12 protein-coding genes are annotated in these 21,392 nt (G+C 52.5%); all 12 read left to right on the top strand.

What is annotated here, in order from left to right:
- Positions 1 to 288: 288 nt before the first annotated feature.
- Positions 289 to 2,553, top strand: a complete 2,265-nt coding sequence (locus tag ACLU9Q_RS18190) for a glycoside hydrolase family 2 protein (RefSeq protein ID WP_412625774.1) — start codon at positions 289 to 291, stop codon at positions 2,551 to 2,553.
- 401 nt (positions 2,554 to 2,954) lie between these two features.
- Positions 2,955 to 3,995 (top strand): LacI family DNA-binding transcriptional regulator, encoded by a 1,041-nt coding sequence (locus tag ACLU9Q_RS18185; protein WP_412625773.1) that lies wholly within the window; start codon positions 2,955 to 2,957, stop codon positions 3,993 to 3,995.
- Complete coding sequence (locus ACLU9Q_RS18180; protein WP_006862619.1) at positions 3,985 to 4,941, top strand: ABC transporter permease; 957 nt, start codon at positions 3,985 to 3,987, stop codon at positions 4,939 to 4,941. The genes ACLU9Q_RS18185 and ACLU9Q_RS18180 overlap by 11 nt, the downstream gene beginning before the upstream one ends.
- A gap of 12 nt (positions 4,942 to 4,953) precedes the next feature.
- Positions 4,954 to 5,880: a carbohydrate ABC transporter permease gene (locus ACLU9Q_RS18175; protein WP_006862620.1), complete on the top strand. Its 927-nt coding sequence runs from the start codon at positions 4,954 to 4,956 to the stop codon at positions 5,878 to 5,880.
- Between the two features lie 153 nt (positions 5,881 to 6,033).
- Positions 6,034 to 7,458 (top strand): ABC transporter substrate-binding protein, encoded by a 1,425-nt coding sequence (locus ACLU9Q_RS18170; protein WP_006862622.1) that lies wholly within the window; start codon positions 6,034 to 6,036, stop codon positions 7,456 to 7,458.
- Positions 7,459 to 7,583: 125 nt separating this feature from the next.
- Positions 7,584 to 10,700, top strand: coding sequence for an alpha-mannosidase (locus ACLU9Q_RS18165; protein ID WP_296834633.1), 3,117 nt, complete (start codon positions 7,584 to 7,586; stop codon positions 10,698 to 10,700).
- A 2-nt stretch (positions 10,701 to 10,702) separates the two neighbouring features.
- A complete protein-coding gene (locus ACLU9Q_RS18160) occupies positions 10,703 to 13,063 on the top strand; it encodes a beta-glucosidase family protein (protein WP_298514763.1) in 2,361 nt (786 codons plus the stop codon).
- Between the two features lie 36 nt (positions 13,064 to 13,099).
- Positions 13,100 to 15,532 (top strand): beta-mannosidase, encoded by a 2,433-nt coding sequence (locus ACLU9Q_RS18155; RefSeq protein WP_296908517.1) that lies wholly within the window; start codon positions 13,100 to 13,102, stop codon positions 15,530 to 15,532.
- A gap of 228 nt (positions 15,533 to 15,760) precedes the next feature.
- Complete coding sequence (locus ACLU9Q_RS18150; RefSeq protein WP_302592233.1) at positions 15,761 to 16,390, top strand: TetR/AcrR family transcriptional regulator; 630 nt, start codon at positions 15,761 to 15,763, stop codon at positions 16,388 to 16,390.
- Between the two features lie 135 nt (positions 16,391 to 16,525).
- The gene (locus ACLU9Q_RS18145; RefSeq protein WP_302592232.1) at positions 16,526 to 18,289 is read left to right on the top strand and encodes an ABC transporter ATP-binding protein; all 1,764 of its coding nucleotides are present in this window, start codon (positions 16,526 to 16,528) and stop codon (positions 18,287 to 18,289) included.
- Positions 18,282 to 20,015 carry an ABC transporter ATP-binding protein gene (locus ACLU9Q_RS18140; protein WP_302592231.1) on the top strand — a complete coding sequence of 578 codons (1,734 nt, stop codon included), beginning with the start codon at positions 18,282 to 18,284 and terminating at the stop codon, positions 20,013 to 20,015. The genes ACLU9Q_RS18145 and ACLU9Q_RS18140 overlap by 8 nt, the downstream gene beginning before the upstream one ends.
- A 217-nt stretch (positions 20,016 to 20,232) precedes the next feature.
- Positions 20,233 to 21,392: recombinase family protein (locus ACLU9Q_RS18135; RefSeq protein ID WP_412625769.1), on the top strand; the 1,160-nt coding region annotated here is incomplete at its 3' end.

Here is a 21,392-nt window from a genome sequence, read left to right as displayed (position 1 = left end):
GTAAATAATCTGAGACGGAGCGGTCGGACACCGCAGAGGCTGTGACATATGGAATTATTATAAGCATTCCACAAGCTTTTGTCCACAAGAGATCATCCGGCTTTTGTGGGGAATTTAAAAAAGTCGCTCATTTTTTGGCGGATATCTTGAAAAAGTCGCTCATTTTTTTGTATAATATAAAAATCAAAAAGAGGACAGGAGGCACAGCGTGATTATCAGTGCGGATTGGCAATTCTGTCTGTTTTTGATTTACTAGAAACGTAATTGAGATGTAAAAGGAGGATGTATATGCGGAATATAATTCATTTAAATAACGGCTGGCGATTTATCAGAGAGGATGCCGGACTTCCGGAGACACTGCCGGAGGAATGGGAGGAGGTGGAGCTGCCGCACTGCTGGAACGCGGTTGACGGGCAGGACGGCAATGGCGCCTATTACCGTGGAAGGTGCTGGTATGCCAGAAACTTTCAGACGCCGGTGCAGCCGCTTGGAAACGGGCGGGTGTACGTGGAGGTCCTGGCGGCGGGGCAGCAGGCATCTGTTTACGTAAACGGCAAAGAAGCGGTATATCACGAGGGCGGTTATTCCACCTTCCGCGCGGATATTACCGGGCTTTGCAGGGACGGCCAGGAAAATCTTCTGGTGATTGCCTGCAGCAATGAGGAAAAGAGCAGCGTGTATCCGCAGTCGGCGGATTTCACATTTTACGGCGGCCTGTACCGGGGAGTGAATCTGATCAGCGTGCCGGATACGTATTTTGACCTGGATTATTACGGGGGACCCGGACTTCAGGTGACGCCGGAGCCGTGCGATGACGGAGGAGCCGTTTTCAGACTGGCTTCCTGGGTAAAAAATGCCGACGAAAACTTTACGGTTCTGTATTCCATCCGGGATGCCGAAGGAAACGAGGTCGCCGGCGCGGCGCGTCCGGCGGCGGATGCCGGGGTGACAGTTTACGTTCCCGACGCCGAAAAATGGGAAATCGACAGACCGTATCTTTACACGGTGACGGCAACGCTGCAGAGGCGCAACGAGGCGTTTGATGAAATATCGGTGCGTGCGGGTGTGAGAAGCTTCTCCTGCGACCCGGAGAAGGGCTTTTTTATCAACGGCAGACAGACGCCGCTGCGTGGTGTCAGCCGCCATCAGGACCGGCTGTATAAGGGAAATGCGCTCAGCCGGGAGGAGCATTATGAGGATGCCCGCCTGATTAAGGAGCTTGGGGCGAATACGATCCGGCTGGCGCACTATCAGCATTCGCAGGATTTTTACGACGCCTGCGACGAGCTTGGCTTTATTGTGTGGGCGGAGATTCCGTTTATCAGCGTGTTTAACACTGACCCGGCGGCGCACGAAAACTGCATCAGCCAGATGAAGGAGCTGATTATACAGAATTACAACCATCCGTCCATCTGCTTCTGGGGAATTTCGAACGAAATTCTTATCGGAGGCATATCGGAGAAGCTGGTGGAAAATCACCGGGAGCTGAATGCGCTCTGCAAACAGCTTGACCCGACGCGGCTGACAACGATTGCGCACGTATCCATGACGCCGGTGGACAGTCCCCTGCACGGGATTACAGATGTGGAGAGCTATAACCATTACTTCGGCTGGTACGGCGGAAAAATGGAGGACAACGGTCCCTGGCTGGATGATTTCCACAGGATGCATCCGGAAATCTGCCTGGGACTTTCCGAATACGGATGCGAGGGGATTATCACCTATCACGGAGCAAATCCGGCGTGCAGGGATTACAGCGAGGAATACCAGGCGCTTTATCATGAGCACATGGCAAAGGTTCTGGAGGAACGCTCCTATATCTGGTCCAGCCACGTATGGAATATGTTTGATTTTGGCTGCGCGGCGCGCAACGAGGGCGGCGTTGCCGGGAGAAACAACAAAGGTCTGATGACGATAGACCGGAAGACGAAAAAAGACAGCTACTATGTGTACCAGGCATACTGGAGCAAAAAGCCGATGATCCATCTGTGCGGCAGACGCTACGCGCAGCGCGCAGGCGAAACGACGGAAATCCGCGTATATTCCAATCAGCCCTCCGTTGCCCTGTACCTTGATGGAAAGCTGGTGGAGGAAAAGACGGCGGATAAGGTTTTTGTATTTCATGTTGCACTGGCGGACGGCGTTAATATCGTGACAGCCGGGGCAGGAAAAATCAGCGACAGCATGACGCTGGAGAAGGTGGATGCGGAGCCGTCCGTTTATGCGCTCCCGGAAGCAAAGGAGAGAGCGGAGGGCGTAGCAAACTGGTTTAAGCTGGCGGGAAATCTGGACCTGAAAGCGCCGATGGAATTTCCGGAGGGCAGATACAGTATCCGGGATACCATAGAAGAACTGGCGGATTCACAGGAAGCGTGGGACATTACGGCGGAAGCATTCCGGCTGGCGGCCAATATGAAGCTTGCCAGAAGGGAAGGAATGTGGGATATGATAAAGAGCGTGACACTGGAGGATGCCCTGAAAATGGCTGGTTCGATGGTCCCGGAGGGCTTTACGGAAAGCGTCAATGCAAAGCTGATAAAGATAGAAAAGTAAAATACGAAAAGCAAAAAACAAAAAAACAGGGAACGGTCAGAGAAGCTTCCGGATGTACGAAAAAACATCCGGAGGTTTTTCTTTTATGGGAAAGCGGCACTTTATCCCGGATATCCGCAGGATTGGATTTGTGAAAGCCGCGTCACTGAAAAAAGTTAATTAAAAGTTAAGCAACAAACAAATGGGCAAAAAGACGGAAAATATTTTTAAAATACCAAACAAAATGAAAAAATACATTTATATAAATATTTTCATCAAAAATCGATTGCAAAAACAAACAAAGAAAAAAAGAAATTAAAAAAAAAATAAGCAAAATGACGAAAACACACTTGACAAAGAAGTAATGCGGGTTTATGATAAAGATACATAAGTTAAGTAACAATATGCGGGCAGGAGGGCAGGTGAATATTTTGGCAGGACGAGGCGCGGTTTCCATGCAGAATATTGCAGATGAGCTTGGCGTCAGCAAGGTGACGGTTTCCAAGGCAATCAATGGAAAAGAAGGTGTCAGCGGACCGCTCAGACAGAAAATATTGCAGACTGCGGCGGATCACGGATATGTGCTTCCGGATTACGGACAGCGGAAGGCACGTACCATTGCGATTATCATGAGCGAGCGGTTTCATTCCGGAGACAGCGGCCGTTTTTATATGGGCATGTACGAGCACATCAACCGCGAGCTGCGGATGCGGGCGTACTCCAGCGTTATGATTACACCGAATCCCGAAACTCTGGAGCATGACGCGGAGACGATCGAAAAGCCAGGAATGTTCGACGGTCTTATTTTTCTGGGGATTCTTGATAAAGAGGTGCGTGAGCGCATCGACAGGATTCCGCTTCCGAAGGTGTACGTGGATCTGTACGATGTCGGATACCGCTCGGATTCTGTTGTGACGGAGAGCATTTATTCCGCATACGAAATCACGAAGCATCTGATACGCAGCGGACATCGGGAAATCGGATTTGTGGGGACGCTTGGTGTGACAACGAGCATCAACGACCGCTATCTGGGGTATATGCGCGCACTGATGGAAAAAGGGCTGAAAGAGCAGGAGCGCTGGAGGATTCCGGACCGCGATCAGGCGGGCAGAGCGGTCGACCTGCAGCTTCCGCAGGAACTTCCGGAGGCGTTCATGTGCAACTGTGATGAGACAGCCTTCCGGCTTGTCCGGGAGCTGAAGCGCAGAGGTCTGTCTGTGCCGGAGGATGTGTCGGTTGTCGGGTTTGACGATGATATTTATGCGGGGCTCTGCGAGCCGCAGCTTACGACGGTTGCCGTAGATATGAAGGAAATCGGCAGAACCGCTGTAAAATGCATGGTCAGACGCATGGAGCGTACCGGGACAGAAAATAGTGAGGGAGAAGTTTGCCGGATACCGGGAAAACTGATTTTCCGGGATTCGGTACGGGAAAGGAAAGGGAGAATGAAAAGTGAAAAATAACAAAAAGGTCCGTTCGAAAAAGCCGCGCTGGACAAAGAATGACACGGAACTGAGCATTCTGGCGCTGCCTACCACCATCTGGTATATCTTATTCTGCTTCCTGCCGATGTTCGGTCTGGTTATCGCATTTAAGAATTACCGTGTGACGGGCGGAAAGAGCTTTATCTATAATGTAATCCACAGCGAATGGGCGGGATTCAAAAATTTTGAATTTCTTCTGAAATCAAAGGATTTGTTTGTGATTCTCAGAAATACCATTCTTTATAATCTGGCGTTCATCATTCTGGGAATGCTTCTGTCGGTCGGGCTGGCGATTATGATAAGCCTTCTGCACAGCAAACGGAAGTCCAAGGTGTATCAGACGCTGATGTTCTTTCCGTACTTTATGTCGTGGGTAGTCGTGGCGTACTTTCTGGATGCTTTTCTGAACCAGGACAATGGTCTGATTAACAGTATGCTGCGCGATGCCGGGAGCGAGCCGGTCCGCTGGTATATGACGGCGGGCGTGTGGCCGTTTCTGCTGATTTTTATGTATCTGTGGAAATCAACCGGCTATAACATGGTTATTTACCTTTCCAGTATTACCGGCATCGATACGACGCTGTATGAAGCCGCGGTGGTGGACGGGGCAACCAAGAGGCAGCAGGTGTGGTACATTACGCTGCCGTGTCTGAAAAATGTCATCATCATGATGTTTATTCTGAATGTGGGCAAGGTCTTTTACTCGGATTTCGGTCTGTTTTATCAGCTGTCGCAGGGTGCTACCGGTTCAATTTTCAATACGACGGCAACGATTGATACCTATGTATTTAACGCTATCCGCTCGTCCACGCCGATCGGCATGACGTCGGCGGTTACGTTTTTCCAGTCTGTCGCCTGCTGTATCACCATTCTGGTGGCAAATGGAATTGTGCGCAAGATAGACGAAGACAGCGCGATTATATAAGGAGGCAGGAAGATGGCAAAGAGAAGAGAGGAGCCGGATGCTCCGAACAGGCTGAACCGGATAGCAAAAAAGACGGACATATGTTTCAATATCATATTTGCAGTGCTGGCGCTGATGTGCATAATTCCGGTAATCTTTATATTTATTATTTCGATTTCCTCGGAGGAATCCATCCGGCATATCGGCTACCGCTTTATTCCGGAATCGTTTTCGGCGGATTCGTATATTTTCCTGTTCCGCGAGGCGGATATGATTCTGAGAGCGCTCGGCGTATCCTTTGTGGTGACAATAGTCGGCACGGCGCTCGGCGTGATGCTGACCACGATGATGGGCTATGTGATGTCCAGGAGCAATTACAGGCTGAACGGGCTCTGCACGATGATTGTATTTATCCCGATGATTTTCAACGGCGGTATGCTTTCCTCCTACGTGGTAAATACGCAGCTTCTGCATTTAAAGGACAGTATCTGGGCGCTGATTCTGCCGCTGCTTGTTTCATCGTTTAATGTCGTGATATGCAAGACGTTCTTTAAGACAAACATACCGGATTCTGTTATGGAATCGGCGCAGATCGACGGCGCGACGCAGTTTACGATTTTCGGAAAAATCGTGCTGCCTCTGGCAAAACCGCTGCTGGCAACGATTGCACTGTTCCTGACATTCGGCTACTGGAATGACTGGTTCCAGTCCTCTCTGTACATTACGAACACAAAGCTGTATTCGCTGCAGGCGCTGCTCGACCATGTACAGAGGAGTATTGAAATGATGGCGAACAATCCGACAATGGGCGTTACCATGACAGAGTATATGAATTCCATGCCGAAGGAAGGGGCACGTATGGCAATGGCGATTCTGATTATTGTTCCAATCGCGTGTACATATCCGTTTTTCCAGAGATATTTTATCTCCGGTCTGACGGTAGGATCGGTAAAAGGATGACACAGGTTTTAACGGAAATGCAGATTTCCGTAGAACAGGGCGGGAGATTCCGCCTGCGAAGCGGCAGGCGCCGGACTGATTTTCCGGTTTTCCGCGCCGCGAATATAAAAAAGCTGCCGTCGGCAGCGCAAAGCAAAAAGGAGGGTTTATAAAATGAAAAAGAAACAGGTACTTGCAATGGCTCTGACAGCTTCAATGGCACTCGGCATGACGGCCGCTACTGGCGTAAGCGCAGCGGCGGAGGATGAGGTTGTTACACTGAAATGGATTCAGGTGGGCAACGGGATGCCGGAAAATTATGATGCATGGCTGGCGCAGATTAATCCGTATCTGGAGGAGAAAATCGGCGTAAATCTCGACATGGAGATTGTTCCGTGGGGCGACTGGGACAATCGCAGAAGTGTAATTACAAACTCCGGTGAATATTTTGATATTCTGTTTACAGACCAGACGCGCTACAGCGCGGAGGTGACGACGGGTGTGCTGATGGATATCACGGAACTGCTTCCGGAGGCGGCTCCCGATCTGTATTCCTTCATTCCGGAGGATTACTGGAAGGCTGTTTCCGTGAATGATGCGATTTACGGAGTTCCCACCTATAAGGACAGCTCGATAACCGAGTATTTTATCTGGGATAAGGATATTGCGGATAAATACGATATTGATATTGAGAGTATTACTACATTTGAGGATCTGGAACCGGCTCTTGCAAAAATCAAGGAGGGCGAAGGCGGCAATCCGTATTATATGTCAAAGTCCGGCGCAGATTTCCTTGTAACGGCATATTATGACCAGCTTGGCGCAGGTCTGTCCGCGATTGGCGTAAAATATGACGACGAGACAAAGACGGTTGTTAATCCGCTGGAGGACGAGGAGATTCTCTCAAAGCTCGACATCATTCACCGGATGTATGTGGACGGTATCATCAACGGTGATGCACCGACAGCAGACGATTCCAACAAATACAGAACCTTCTTCACAGCGCAGGGCTGGAGCGGAGCTGCCAAATCCACATGGGGACCGAATAACGGCATTGCAAACTGCGTGGCAATTCAGTACGGCGATACGGTTGTGTCAAATACATCGGTTCGCGGCTCCATCAGCGCAATTTACTCCGGCTGTGAGCACCCGGACAAGGCGCTTGAACTTCTGCAGCTTGTAAATACGGACAACAAGGTGCGTGACTGGCTGTACTACGGTGTAGAGGGTGAAAACTTTGAATATACGGAAAACGGCACTGTAAACAAGCTGAACAGCGACTGGAGTATGGCGGGCTATACCCAGGGTACCTTCTTCGCAGTTACCGACCTGGAAGGCTCCGAGGGACAGTGGGATGAAGTAAAGGCTCTGAATGAAGCGGCAAAACCGTCCGCGATGCTTGGATTTGATATGGACACCAGCAACGTGGAAACAGAGCTGGCGAACTGCCGCGCCGTATACGAGAAGTATAAATCCGAATTCTTTACGGGTGCGCAGGACCCGCGCGAGCTGATAGAAACCATTAAGAGCGAGCTGGACGCTGCCGGCTGGGAGACCATCCGTGCGGAGGCACAGGCACAGATCGATGCCACAAAATAAAATAGCTCTGCTCTGAGCGGGACGAAAAAGCCGGAAATAGCAGCTGCTGCAAATTGTGTTTAATTTATATGGCGCATTTTGCAGCAGCTTTTTTTATAACTGATAAAAGGGGGCAGGAAGGAAAGATGTGGTATCTTGATAAGAGAGTGCAGGTAATCTGCGATGAATTGAAGAAGCTGATAACGGTGAAGACCATGAAATTCGATAAAATCCGCTATAAGGAAGGACTGTTTTTTTATCCGCGGGAGGCGCAGGAGAACGGCGGGGAATGGCGGGAATTTTATCCGGAGAAGATGAAATGGTACGGTCCGGACCGTCACTACTGGTTCCAGGCGGAATATACCGTACCGGGGGAGCTTGCCGGGCAGGCGCTGCGCCTTTGCGTGAAGACGCAGATCGAGGAATGGGACGATGGAAAAAATCCGCAGTTTCTTCTGTTTGTAAACGGCGAAGCGACGCAGGGACTGGATATGAATCACCGTCTGGTGCATATGACGGAGGTGGCTGCGGCGGGGGAAAAGTGGCGCTTCGATCTGCAGGCGTACACCGGCACGCTGCACGCGGAATTTGATTTGATTCTGGAAATGCAGCAGGCGGATCTGCGCATTGAAAAGCTGTACTATGACCTTGTGGTGCCGCTGCGCGCATTCTCCCGGATGGAAAAAGATGACCGGAACCGGATGGAACTGGAGAGAGTATTAAATGAAGCAGTGAATCTTCTCGATTTGCGGACGCCGTACTCGGAGGACTTTTATCAGAGCATCCGGGCGGCGGAGCAGTATCTGGAGAAGACCGTGTACGGAGACATGGCGGGGTGCGCAGATGTGGTTGCGACCTGCATCGGTCACACGCATATTGATGTGGCGTGGTGGTGGACGGTGGCGCAGACGCGGGAGAAGGTGGCGAGAAGCTTTGCCACCGTGCTGAAGCTGATGGAGGAATATCCGCAGTACCGTTTTATGTCCAGCCAGCCGCAGCTTTATCAGTTTTTGAAGGAGCGGTATCCGGATATGTACGAGCGCATTAAGGCGCGCATCCGCGAGGAACGCTGGGAGCCGGAGGGCGGCATGTGGCTGGAGGCGGATACCAATCTGACGTCCGGGGAATCGCTTGTGCGTCAGCTCTTTTACGGAAAGAAATTTTTCCGGGAGGAATTCGGCACGGACAGCCGGATTTTGTGGCTTCCGGATGTGTTCGGGTATTCGGGCGCGCTGCCGCAGATTATGAAAAAGAGCGGAATCGATTATTTTATGACAACAAAGCTTGCGTGGAACCAGATTGACAAGATGCCGTATGATACATTCATGTGGAAGGGCATCGACGGCTCGACGGTGTTTACGCACCTGATTACCACGCTCGGCGTCGGGCAGAGCGAGGAGGATTTCTTTACGACTTATAATGGAATGCTGCACCCGGATGCGATCATGGGCGGCTGGCATCGGTATCAGAATAAAGATATCAATAACGATATTCTGGTAGCGTTCGGCTATGGAGACGGAGGCGGCGGACCGACGAGGGAGATGCTGGAGACGGCAAAGCGCATGGAAAAGGGCATCTGCGGAATCCCGAAGGTGCGGCAGGAATTTTCGCGCGTGTACTTTGATGAATTGTATGAGCGCGTGAAGGACAGCCGGAGACTTCCGGTGTGGGAAGGAGAGCTTTATTTTGAGTACCACCGGGGAACGTATACTTCGATGGGCCGCAATAAGCGCGCAAACAGAAAATCGGAGATTCTGATGATGGATGTGGAGCTTCTGTGCACGCTGGCGGCGCTGCGCGGAATGCAGACGCCCGCAGAGGAGCTGGAGCGGATGTGGAAGGTGATTCTGCTGAACCAGTTTCACGACATTCTGCCGGGTTCGAGCATCCGCGAGGTGTACGAGGTGACAAAGCAGGAATACGGGCAGCTTGCCAGAAAAGGCGGGGAACTTCTTTCTGAGCGGATGCATCTGTTTGCAGGAGAGGGGGACTGTGTGACGCTCTTTAACACGACAGGCTTTACGCGGAACGATATCGTGCGCCTGCCGGAAGGTATTTGCGGTGCGCTTGTGGATGCGGACGGAACGCGCTATCCGGTGCAGAGCCTCGGTGCGGAGGCAGTGGTTTATGCTGCAGGACTTCCTGCGAAGGGATGGAAATCATTCTATATCGACAGAGAGAATGGAAAGCCGGATGTTGCGCGCAGCGTGCCGTTTGTGCAGGAGGGCAATATGCTGGAAACGCCGTATTACCGAATTCTGTTTGATGATGACGGTATGTTCTCTTCGATTTATGATAAGAAAAACAGAAGAGAAATCCTGAAGCCGGGCAGACCGGGAAACCGCTTCTGCATGTACGAAGATAAGCCGATGAACTACGATAACTGGGATATTGATATTTATTATACGGAAAAAAGCTGGGATGTACCGGCGCCTGTCCGGATGGAGTGGACGGCGTGCGGCCCGGTGTGCGCCGTTCTGGAGCAGGAGCGCCGGATAAGCAATTCCCGGATTTGCCAGAAAATATATTTTTACGCGGATACGCCGCGCATTGATTTTGAAACATGGGTGGACTGGCGGGAGCACCAGCATCTGCTGAAGGTACATTTTCCGGTGGATGTGCATACGGACGAGGCGTCGTTCGATATCCAGTTCGGAAATCTGACGCGCAAGGTGCATACGAACACGAGCTGGGATATGGCGCGCTTTGAATCCTGCGGACAGAAATGGATAGACCTGTCGGAAGGACATTACGGCGTCAGTCTGCTGAATGACTGCAAGTACGGCCATTCCGTGCGGGACGGAGAGATTGGTCTGACGTTGATTAAATCCGGGATTGAGCCGAATCCGGCAGCCGACCAGGAGGAGCATGTGTTTACATACGCTCTGTATCCGCACAGTGGGAGCCTGCGGGAATGCGACACGGTGCGCGAGGGCTACTGTCTGAATTTCCCGGTGCATACCCACGCGGACAGTGCGTTTCAGCCGGAGGCGTCCTTCCTCTCCTGTGACAGCAAAAATGTCATGCTGGAGACGGTAAAGGAAGCAGATGACGGGAACGGCATCATTATCCGTATGTATGAGTATGAAAATGCGCGCACGCAGGCGACGGTTTCCTTTGGCATGGGATACGAAATCGGGCAGGTACAGGAATGCAATCTGATGGAGGAGACGCAGGGCGGCGATATCGTCCCGGAGGGCGGCAGCTTCCGTTTTGAAATCCGTCCATATGAGATCAAGAGCTACAGGGTGGTGCTGAAATAAGTATGGAAAAATATAAAGACAGAACGCTTTCGCCCGGTACGCGGGCAAGGGATTTGCTGGAGCGCATGACGACGGCGGAAAAGGTGGGTCAGCTTAACCAGAGGCTGTACGGGTTTCGCGTCTGCACGCGCAGCGAAAACGGTCTGGAGCTCTCGGAGGAATTTTGCCGGGAGGCGCAGAAATATGGCGGAATCGGCGTGCTGTACGGGCTGTACCGCGCCGACCCCTGGTCCGGGCGCGATTATCAGAACGGACTGGCGGGACACTTTGCCGTGCAGGCATATAATCTTGTGCAGGAATATGTGATCACACAGTCGCGCTTCGGGATTCCGGTGCTGATCGCGGAAGAGAGTCCGCACGGGCATCAGGCGCTGGACGGCTATCTGCTGCCGGTCAATCTGGCTGTCGGGGCGACCTGGAATCCAAAGCTTGCCGGGCGGGCCGTCGGTGCGTGCGCGCGGCAGATGAAAAAGCTGGGGGTCGACCTGGCGCTCGTTTCCATGCTTGATGTGCTGCGCGACGCGCGCTGGGGACGGTGCGAGGAGTGCTTTGGCGAGGATGCATATCTGGCTGCGCAGTTTGCGCGGGAGGTCGTCGGCGGCTACCGCGCGGAGGGTGTGGACGTTGTGGCGAAGCATTTTGCGGCGCAGGGAGAGACCACCGGCGGCGTGAACGCCAGCTCCGCGAGGATAGGAGAGCGGGAGCTGCGTGAGATTCATCTGCCGCCGGCGTATGCGGCGGTAAAGGCAGGAGCCGCCGGTATCATGGCGGCGTACAATGATATTGACGGGATTCCGTGTCACAATAATCCGTGGCTTCTGGGCGATGTACTGCGCGGGGAAATGGGCTTTGACGGCATTGTGATGGCGGACGGTGTGGCGGTCGACCAACTCGGATTTCTGTATAATACCCCGGCAGAGTGCGGGGCGGCGGCGCTTTCCTCCGGTGTGGATGTATCGCTCTGGGATGAGGGGTTCGCTCATCTGGAGGAGGCGCTTGCGCAGGGAATGGTAAGCCGGGAGCGGCTGGATGAGGCGGCGTGGCGGGTGCTGAAGCTAAAATTTGAACGGGGGCTGTTTGATGCGCCGTATCTGACGGCGGACGGACAGCGCTGCCCGGTACCGCCGGATTCGGAGGCATATGTGTCCGGCAGTCCGGAGCCGGGAAAGAGTCCACAAAGAGAGCAAAATCGGGGATTGGCAGAGTATGCGTCTGAGAGCCTTGCGCTGGCGCTGGAATCGGCGGTGCTTCTGAAGAATGAAGGCGGTATCCTTCCGCTTGCGGGCGCGGGAAAGAGGGGCGGCGATTCAGAGCGGAAACGGCTGCGTGTTGCGCTGACCGGAGAGATAATCCGGGATGTGTATGCGCTGCTCGGCGATTATACGCCGCCGGTGCGTCAGGAGTTCTCCTGGAGCATCGAGCGCGGATTTTATGAGGTATTTGCGCGGAGGAAGGACCTGGAGCTGGTAATCTGTGACAGAGCTGAGAAGACGGCGGAATGTGATGTGACGGTACTTGTGCTGGGCGGCAGCTCCAGCCGTTTTGGCGGGGCGGAATTTGACATTAACGGCGCAGCGGTCACAGACGGCGGAGGGCATGGCCTTATGGATTGCGGCGAGGGTGTGGATTTATCTTCGCTGCAGCTTCCGCAGACGCAGCTTATTTTTGCACGGAAGGTATTTGCTGCGGCAAAACGGGTTGTAACGATAGTGACTGGCGGAAGACCCTATGCGCTGGGAGAGATAGCGGAGCAATCCGATGCGCTTCTGTACGCTTTCTATCCGGGACCGGTGGGCGCTCTGGCGCTGGCGCAGCTTCTTACCGGAGAGTATGCCCCGTCCGGACGTCTGCCCGTATCGCTGCCGCGCAGCGCCGGTCAGCTTCCGGTCTGGTATAATTCCCGCATATCCTATGAGGCGATGCATTACTGTGACGAAAAGGATGGGGCGCTGTATTCCTTCGGCTCCGGAATGGGATACGGGGACGCGGAGTATCAGGATATTGTGGTCAGAATGCAGGAGGATGGTGTGGTCGTCTCCTTTACAGTGTTGAATCCATTCGAATGGGAGGAGACGGCGGTCCCGATGGTATTTCTCCGGAACCGGGGCGGAAGCGTTCTGCCGCGGAGAGCGGAGCTGAAGGCATTCGGAAAATACCGGCTGGCTCCGGGGGAGACAAAGCGCGGGAGGCTTTTGCTGCCGGCGGAGGCGTTTGCGGTGTGGGACAGCGCGATGCGCCGCCGCGTGGAGCCGGGAGGGGCGGTTCTGACGGTGCGTGACGGCAGTCGCGTATTGCTGGAAACGGAAATAAGAAAAGACTGCTATTGCGCTGCTTTACAGACCGGGACGGGAGGCTTTCTCTGACCGGCATCATAACAGGAAATGACTGGGAGGGAAATTATGGAAAGACAATTATTGCGGGATGGCTGGCATCTGCTCTGGAAAGGACGCGCGCTTCCGGCATCCGTGCCGTTTTCCGTTTATCATGATTTGCTTGCGCACGGGGAAATAGAAGACCCCTATTACCGGGACAATGCGGAGGCGGCGCTCGCGCTGTCCGCAGAGGACTATACGTATGACTGCGACTTTCGGGCGGAGGCGGCGCTTTCCTCCTGCCGGGAGGTACTGCTTCATTTTGACGGCGTCGATACGCTTGCCGACATTTATCTGAACGGCACGCTGCTCGGACATACCTGCAACATGCACCGGGAGTGGGAGTTTCCGGTAAAGGAGCTTTTAAGGGAGGGCGATAACCGCCTGGAGGTGCGCTTTTATTCGCCAGTCCGTTATATGGAGGAGAAGGTGAGAGAGCAGGGCTCCATTCCATGCAATACGGATACGCTGGACGGCTTTAACTATCTGAGAAAATCGAGCTGCATGTCTGGCTGGGACTGGGCGCCAAAGCTGCCGGATATGGGGATTTTCCGCCCGGTAACGCTGCTGGGCGTTTGCGATGAGCGTATTTACAGCGTGCTCATCCGCCAGAAACATATGGAAGGAAAGGTATGCCTGTCGTTTGATGTGGATACGCTGCGCCGCCGCACAGGCGGGGAGGTGGCGTACCGGGTAATGGTGACGGCGCCGGATGGAAGCGTGCAGAGGCGGGACGATTCTCCGCGGGAGCTTGTGATAGAGCAGCCGGCGCTGTGGTGGCCGAGAGGCTACGGCGGACAGCCGCTCTATACGGTGCGCGTGGAGGCGCTGGCGGACGGCGCGGTGCAGGATGTGTGGGAGCGCCGGATCGGTCTGCGCACGATGGGTATGAAGATTGAAAAAGATGCGTGGGGAGAGAGCTTTGCCCACGAGATCAACGGCATAGCGATTTTTGCGATGGGCGCGGACTATATTCCGGAGGACTGTCTGCTGCCGCGGTTTTCCAGGGAGCGCACAGAGAGGCTGCTGGCGCAGTGCGCGGAGGCGAATTACAATACTATCCGCGTCTGGGGCGGCGCGGGCTACCCGGAGGACTGGTTTTTTGATTTGTGCGACGAGTACGGCTTTCTGGTGTGGGAGGATTTGATGTTCGCCTGCTCCACCTACCGTCTTACGGAGGAATTTGAAGAAAACATTTCGCAGGAGATTGCGGAAAACATCCGCCGTATCCGCCATCACGCCTGTCTGGGACTGTGGTGCGGGAACAACGAGATGGAGGGCATGATTATGGACGGCTATACGCGCGACCCGCATCTGATTGGCGATTATACGCGCATGTACAGCTATGTGATTCCCGGAATCGTGAAAAGGGAGGACCCGGACGCTTTTTACTGGCCGTCCAGCCCGTCGTCCGGCGGGGATTTCGACGAGCCGGAGGCGGAATCCAGAGGAGACGCCCATTACTGGAAGGTATGGCACGGCTATCAGCCGTTCCCGGATTACCGCAGGCACAACTTCCGCTATGCCTCTGAGTTTGGCTTTGAGTCGCTTCCGGCGCTGAAGACGATAGAGAGCTTTACGCTGCCGGAAGACCGCAACGTCTTCTCGTATGTGATGGACCGCCATCAGCGCAGCGAGAACGGCTATGCGAAGATGATGGTCTATATGGCGCAGTATTTCCGCTATCCGGAGAATCTGTCCGACCTTGTGTACGCTTCCCAGCTTCTGCAGGCGCAGGCAATGCGCTATGCGGTGGAGCACTGGCGGCGTCACCGCGGCGAGTGTATGGGAGCTATTATATGGCAGCTGAATGACTGCTGGCCGGTGACGTCCTGGTCGTCGATTGATTACTTTGGACGCTGGAAGGCGCTGCATTATTTTGAGAGGCGCTTCTTCGCGCCGGTGCTGCTGTCGTGCTGCGAGGAGGGACTGCTTACGCAGAATCCGAATCTGAACGCCCGACCGTATACGGTGGAAAAGAGTGTCCGCCTGCATGTGGCAAATGAGACGATGCAGGAACAGAACGTAACGGTGCGCTACAGTCTCCGCGACGCGGACTCGCAGCTCATCGGGCAGGAGAAGGAAATCAGCGTGCAGGTGCCGCCGCTTTCCGGCGTCTGGCTGGAAAAGGAGGAATTCCCGCAGGCGGATCTGCTGGAGCACCATGTGTTTTATACATGCGTGCAGGAGGGCGGGGTGATTTCCTCCGGCAGCGTGCTGTTTTCCATGCCGAAATTTTATAATTACAGAAATCCGCAGCTTTCCGTGCGGCGCGAGGGCAGCGAGCTGATTGTGACGGCAGCCGCCTATGCCTCCGGTGTGGAGCTGCAGAATGAAAACGAGGACTGGGTATTAAGCGATAATTATTTTGATATGGAAGCCGGGGAGCGCCGTGTGCAGATTCTCTCCGGAAACGCCGGTCATATCCGTGTGCGCAGCGTATATGAAATCGGACGTTGAAGTGTTCATCGTTATTCCCGTAAACAGCAATCCGGACAGATGTTCCGGCAGAATTGCATGGCTGTTTCAATGAAAATTTGAGAGAAGGACCGTCAGAACCCAAAAAGGATTCTGGCGGTTTTTTCTGCTGATGTACAAATTTTGTATTTTCTCTTGACAGCCTGTTCTTTTTCTATTATGATTATAACAGTGTTATATAACGATGTTACATACGGAGGCAGAAGAAGGATGGAGGAAGAAAAATCCACTCTGGAGAGAATACATGAGGCGGCGAAGTGCGAGTTTCTGGAAAAGGGCTTCCAGGCGGCTTCCCTGCGCAATATTGTAAAGCGGGCGGGTGTGACGACGGGTGCGTTTTACGGGTATTACGACAGCAAGGAGGAGCTGTTTGCCGCGCTGGTGGATAAACAGGCAAACTATGTGCTGGAGCTGTTTTGCAATACCATTGATGATTTTGAAAAGCTTCCGGGACAGACGCAGACGGAGCAGATGACGGATACCTCTGTCGTCTGTCTGGAAAAAATGCTGGATTATATTTATGATAATTACGACGCATTCAAGCTGCTGATTGAATGCGCGGAGGGCACCGCCTATGCGGATTTTGTACATCAGCTTGTGGTGCGGGAGGTGGATTCCACCTTCACCTACATACAGACGCTTGCCAAAATGGGATGTCATGTGGAGCCGCTGAATAAAAATCTGATACACATTATCGCCAGCGCGCTGTTTTCCGGAATTTTCGAGGTGATAGTGCATGATATGCCGAAGGAGGAAGCCAGGGAATATATCTCACAGTTTCACCGGTTTTACACGGCGGGCTGGTCGGAGCTTCTGAATGTAAAATTCGGAAAATCCTGAAAGAAATCCGGGAATATAAGGAAGGGTTCTTTGCCGGGCAACACATAAAATGCTTATGGGAGAAATCCGTTGAGGATTTCTCTTATAAAAATATCAATGGTTAGAAAAAACTAACCAAAACAAGGAGGAGAAGAAATGAAGCAAAAGGAAAAATCAGTGACAGGCTGGCTTGCCGATTTTACAGGCACGCACAAAAACCTGTACATAGCCAGCGTCCTGCTGGCGGTATGCGGCGTCGCGTGCAGCATCGTGCCCTATGTGATTATGGGGGACGTTGTTTCCAGGCTTATCGCAGGAGAACGGCAGTGGGGGATTTATCTGCGCGAGGGGCTGCTGATGGCGGTGCTCTGGCTGGCGAGAGTAATTTTTCACGCTCTCTCAACAACCTGCTCCCACAAAGCGACCTTTCACGTTCTGGGGAATATCCGCAGACAGGTGTGCGACAAGCTGGCGCGGGTTCCGCTGGGAAGGGTGAAAGACACGCCGTCCGGTTCCCTGAAAAACATTATTGTGGAGCGGATCGACAGCATCGAGACAACGCTTGCGCATATCCTGCCGGAATTCACGTCGAACCTGTTGGCGCCCGTCGCAGTGTTTGTCTATCTCTGCGTCATCGACTGGAGAATGGCGCTGGTATCTCTGGTCAGCCTGCCGCTTGGGCTGCTCGCCTACATGGGGATGATGATAGGGTACGAGGAGAGCTTTAAAAACACCGTAATAAAAACCAGGATTCTCAATGACACGGCGGTGGAATACATCAACGGCATCGAGGTGATTAAGGCGTTCGGAAAGGCGCAGAGCTCCTACGAAAAGTTTAAAATTGCGGCAAAGGAGGGCGCAGACTGCTACATCGAATGGATGCGCCGCTGCAACGTATTTTTCAGTATCGCTATGGTTTTGTTTCCGTGTACGGCGGTTTCCGTGCTCCCCATCGGCGGCCTGTTTGTGAAAAACGGCACTCTGGCGGTCGCGGACTTTGTGCTCTGCCTGATTCTTTCGCTGGGGCTGACGACGCCGCTTATCACGGTGATGTCCTATTCGGATGACATCGGCCGTCTGCGGACGATTCTGGGCGAGGTGACGGAAATCCTGTGCTGGGAGGAGCTCTCCCGTCCGGAGGAGGACAAAAAGAAGCCGGCGGACTACTCGGTGACGCTGAAGGATGTAACCTTTGCCTATAAGGAGAAGGAGGTGCTGCACGGCATTGACATGCAGATACGTCCGGGAACCGTTAATGCTCTGGTGGGACCGTCGGGAAGTGGAAAATCTACGATTGCGAAGCTGATTGCGTCGCTGTGGGATGTAAAGAGCGGAAGCATCTGCATCGGCGGCGTGGATATCCGGGAGCTGTCTCTGGAGGAATACAACCGCAGGGTGGCTTACGTTTCGCAGGACAATTATCTGTTTGATGATACCATCCGGGAAAATATCCGCATGGGAAGAATGGACGCCACGGACGCGGAGGTGGAGGAGGCGGCGAAAAAGAGCGGCTGCCACGAGTTTATTATGCAGCTTGAAAACGGCTATGATACGGTGGCGGGCGGCGCCGGCGGACACCTCTCCGGCGGAGAGCGCCAGCGTATCGCCATTGCCCGCGCGATGCTGAAGGATGCGCCTATTGTCATACTCGATGAGGCGACTGCCTACACGGACCCGGAGAATGAGGCGGTCATCCAGTCCTCCGTGGCGAAGCTTGTGCAGGGAAAGACGCTGATTGTGATTGCGCACCGCCTCTCGACGATTGCGGATGCGGATTGTATTTTTGTGGTCGATGACGGCAGGATTGCGGAGCGTGGAACGCACCGCGAGCTGCTGGAGAACGGAAAGCTCTACGCAAAGATGTGGAAGGCGCACATCGGCGTGAAAAACAGTGAGAGGGAGGGCGTATCCTATGCTTAAAATATTCCGGAAGTTTTTCGATTTCTGCGGCGAAACAAATAAAAGAAAATTTTACAAATCCCTTGCGTACGGCGTGCTGCTCGCTTTTATGGAGGCGCTGAAGATACCCGCCATCATGCTGATGCTGCAGGCAGCCATTGGCGGAACCGTTACCGGCGGGCTTATCTGGCAGTGCTTCGGCATCCTCTTATTTAGTATTGTGGCAGGCTCTGCGGCAAAATACCGCTCCACCATCCTGCAGTGCGAAGCCGGCTATGGCACAGCGGCAAACAAGCGGGTGGAGATAGCGGAACATCTGCGGTATCTGCCGATGGGATACTTCAATGAAAACAGCCTCGGCTATATTACCTCCGTAACGACAAATACAATGGAAAATCTTGCGGATACGGCAACCCGCGTGGTAATGCTGACTACGCAGGGAATCCTGACGACGGCGCTGATTGCTGTGATGGTGCTTCTTTACGACTGGCGCATCGGGCTGGTGGTGCTGGCGGGAATGCTGCTTTTCTTCGTGATAAACAGCCGGATGCAGAGAAAATCCCAGAAGATTTCTCCGGAAAAAATCAAATCGGATACGTCTCTGGTGGAGAAGGTGATTGAGTATGTGCAGGGCATCGCGGAGGTGAAGGGCTATAATCTCACCGGACGGATGGCAAAGAAGCTCAATCAGGCGATCGACCGGAACACGGATATCAATATAGAGATGGAGCTGATGTTTGTTCCCTTTATGGCGCTGCAGAATGGACTGATTAAGCTGACCGGCGTTGTGATGACGCTGCTCTCCATCTGGTTTTATCTGCAGGGGAGCATGGAGCTAATCACCTGCATCGGCATGACGATCTGCTCCTTCCTGGTATTTTCCAGCCTGGAGCAGGCGGGCAACTATTCTGCGCTGCTGCGCGCCGTGGACGTCAGCGTGGACAAGGCGCAGAGCGTGCTGAGCCTTCCGGCGATGGACATCGAGGGAAAAGAGATTGCGCCCGAAAATACGGACGTGGAGCTGTCCGGAGTGGAATTTTCTTACGAGAAGAAGAAAATCATCGACGGGGTCTCCATACATATTCCGGAAAAGACGACGACGGCGATTGTCGGACCGAGCGGCGGCGGAAAGACAACGCTCTGCCATCTGATTGCCAGATTCTGGGATGTGGATGCGGGAAGTGTGACGCTGGGAGGACATAATGTAAAAGAGTACAGCATGGACAGTCTGATGAAAAATTTCAGCTTTGTGTTCCAGAATGTCTATCTGTTCCAGGATACTATCGCCAACAATATCCGCTTCGGGCAGGAGGACGCCCCGATGGAAAAGGTGATTGAGGCGGCAAAGAAGGCGTGCTGCCACGATTTTATCATGGCGCTGCCGGACGGATATGAGACGGTCATCGGCGAGGGCGGAGCGTCGCTCTCCGGCGGAGAGAAGCAGCGGATTTCCATCGCCAGGGCGATTATGAAGGATTCGCCGGTCATTATTCTCGATGAGGCGACCGCCAACGTCGACCCGGAAAATGAAGCGGAGCTGATGGCGGCAATCGATGCGCTTACCAGAGAAAAAACCATCTTCATGATTGCGCATCGTCTGAAAACCGTTCGCGATGCCGATCGGATTCTCGTGATGGACCAGGGAAAAATCGTGCAGCAGGGGCGTCATGAGGAGCTGATGAAACAGGAGGGCATCTATAAGCGTTTCGTCGAGGCGAGAGAGCTGGCGGCAGGCTGGAAGCTGTAGAGCGACTGGCAGGATATTGACTGATTACCAGAGTATAGTAGGGTTACTGCGAACGGAGTGAATAGTAACGGAATGGGGACGCAGAGATTTGAAATTTGCCAGCACCAATTGACATTCTGATTTGTTTGAGCGATAATTGGAATGTCAATGAGGGCGGCTGGTCACCGCAAAGGCAAATTCCAGAAGTCAATTTCCTGAGAAATAGGAGGATTGATGAATGGGAGCATATTTTAATTCTGAAAATGATAACAATTCAATTCTGTATTATGCAATCGCATACTACCGTTTGTCAAAAGATGATGGTAGCAGAAGCGAAAGCGATAGTATCTTGAACCAGAGAAAACTGGTACGTAATTATATTTCCTCACATGATAATATTATTCTTGTTGATGAAGCATATGACGATGGTTATACAGGAACAAATTATGACCGTCCTGGTTTTATGACCGTTATGGATGCAGTAAATGCAGGAAAGGTGAACTGCGTCATTGTAAAAGATTTATCACGTCTTGGACGTGAATATATTGAAACGGGTAAATATCTGGAAATGGTTTTTCCAGAGAAAGGGATCCGATTCATTGCAATCAATGATGATTTCGACAGCGATCATAGCAGGTCGGGCGATGATATTATTATTCCAGTAAAAAATATCATGAATGAAGCTTACTGCAGGGAATTATCGAAAAAGCTGCGTAAGCAGTTTAAAATTCAGAGAAGCAACGGAGAATTCTTAGGTGCTTTTGCCTGCTATGGCTACCTCAAAGACCCGGATGATAAACATAAACTGATTATTGATGAGTATGCTGCGGAAGTGGTGAAAATTATATTTGCAATGAAACTACAGGGAAGCAGCCCGGCAGATATAGCGGTATTTTTAAATCATGAAGGAATCCTGCCACCATCAGAATACAAGAAAAGCCGAGGCTTGAATTATAAATCCGGTTTGAAATCTGCTGAAAATAGTAAATGGAGTCATATGACGATTAGAAATATCCTTGCGAATCCAGTTTATAAAGGGGATCTGGTACAGGGGAAAAGAGGAACCCCCAATTACAAGTTGAAAAAAATGAGATATAGAAAAACGGAGGAATGGGTGACTGTTATACAAAACCATGAGCCTATTGTAGAGGCATGTATGTTTGATCTGGTCCAACGAATGTTGGAACGAGATACCAGAAAATCTCCATTGGAAAATACTGTTCAGCCTTTAGCGGGATTATTATTCTGTGGGGATTGTAAAAGGGGCATGTGCAGACGAAGTGTGAGCAGGAACAATAAGAAATTTTTTTATTATGTTTGTTCAAATAACAAGAAAAGCAACGAATGTGTTGTGGGGCGCGGTGTCTTTGAGGAAAACGTCGCGCTCCCGGAAACAGT

This window comes from Marvinbryantia sp. (assembly GCF_047017445.1).
Classification (GTDB): Bacteria; Bacillota; Clostridia; order Lachnospirales; family Lachnospiraceae; genus Marvinbryantia.
The sequence above is the reverse complement of the archived record's forward strand: the minus strand, read 5'-3'. Positions and strand labels throughout refer to the sequence as shown.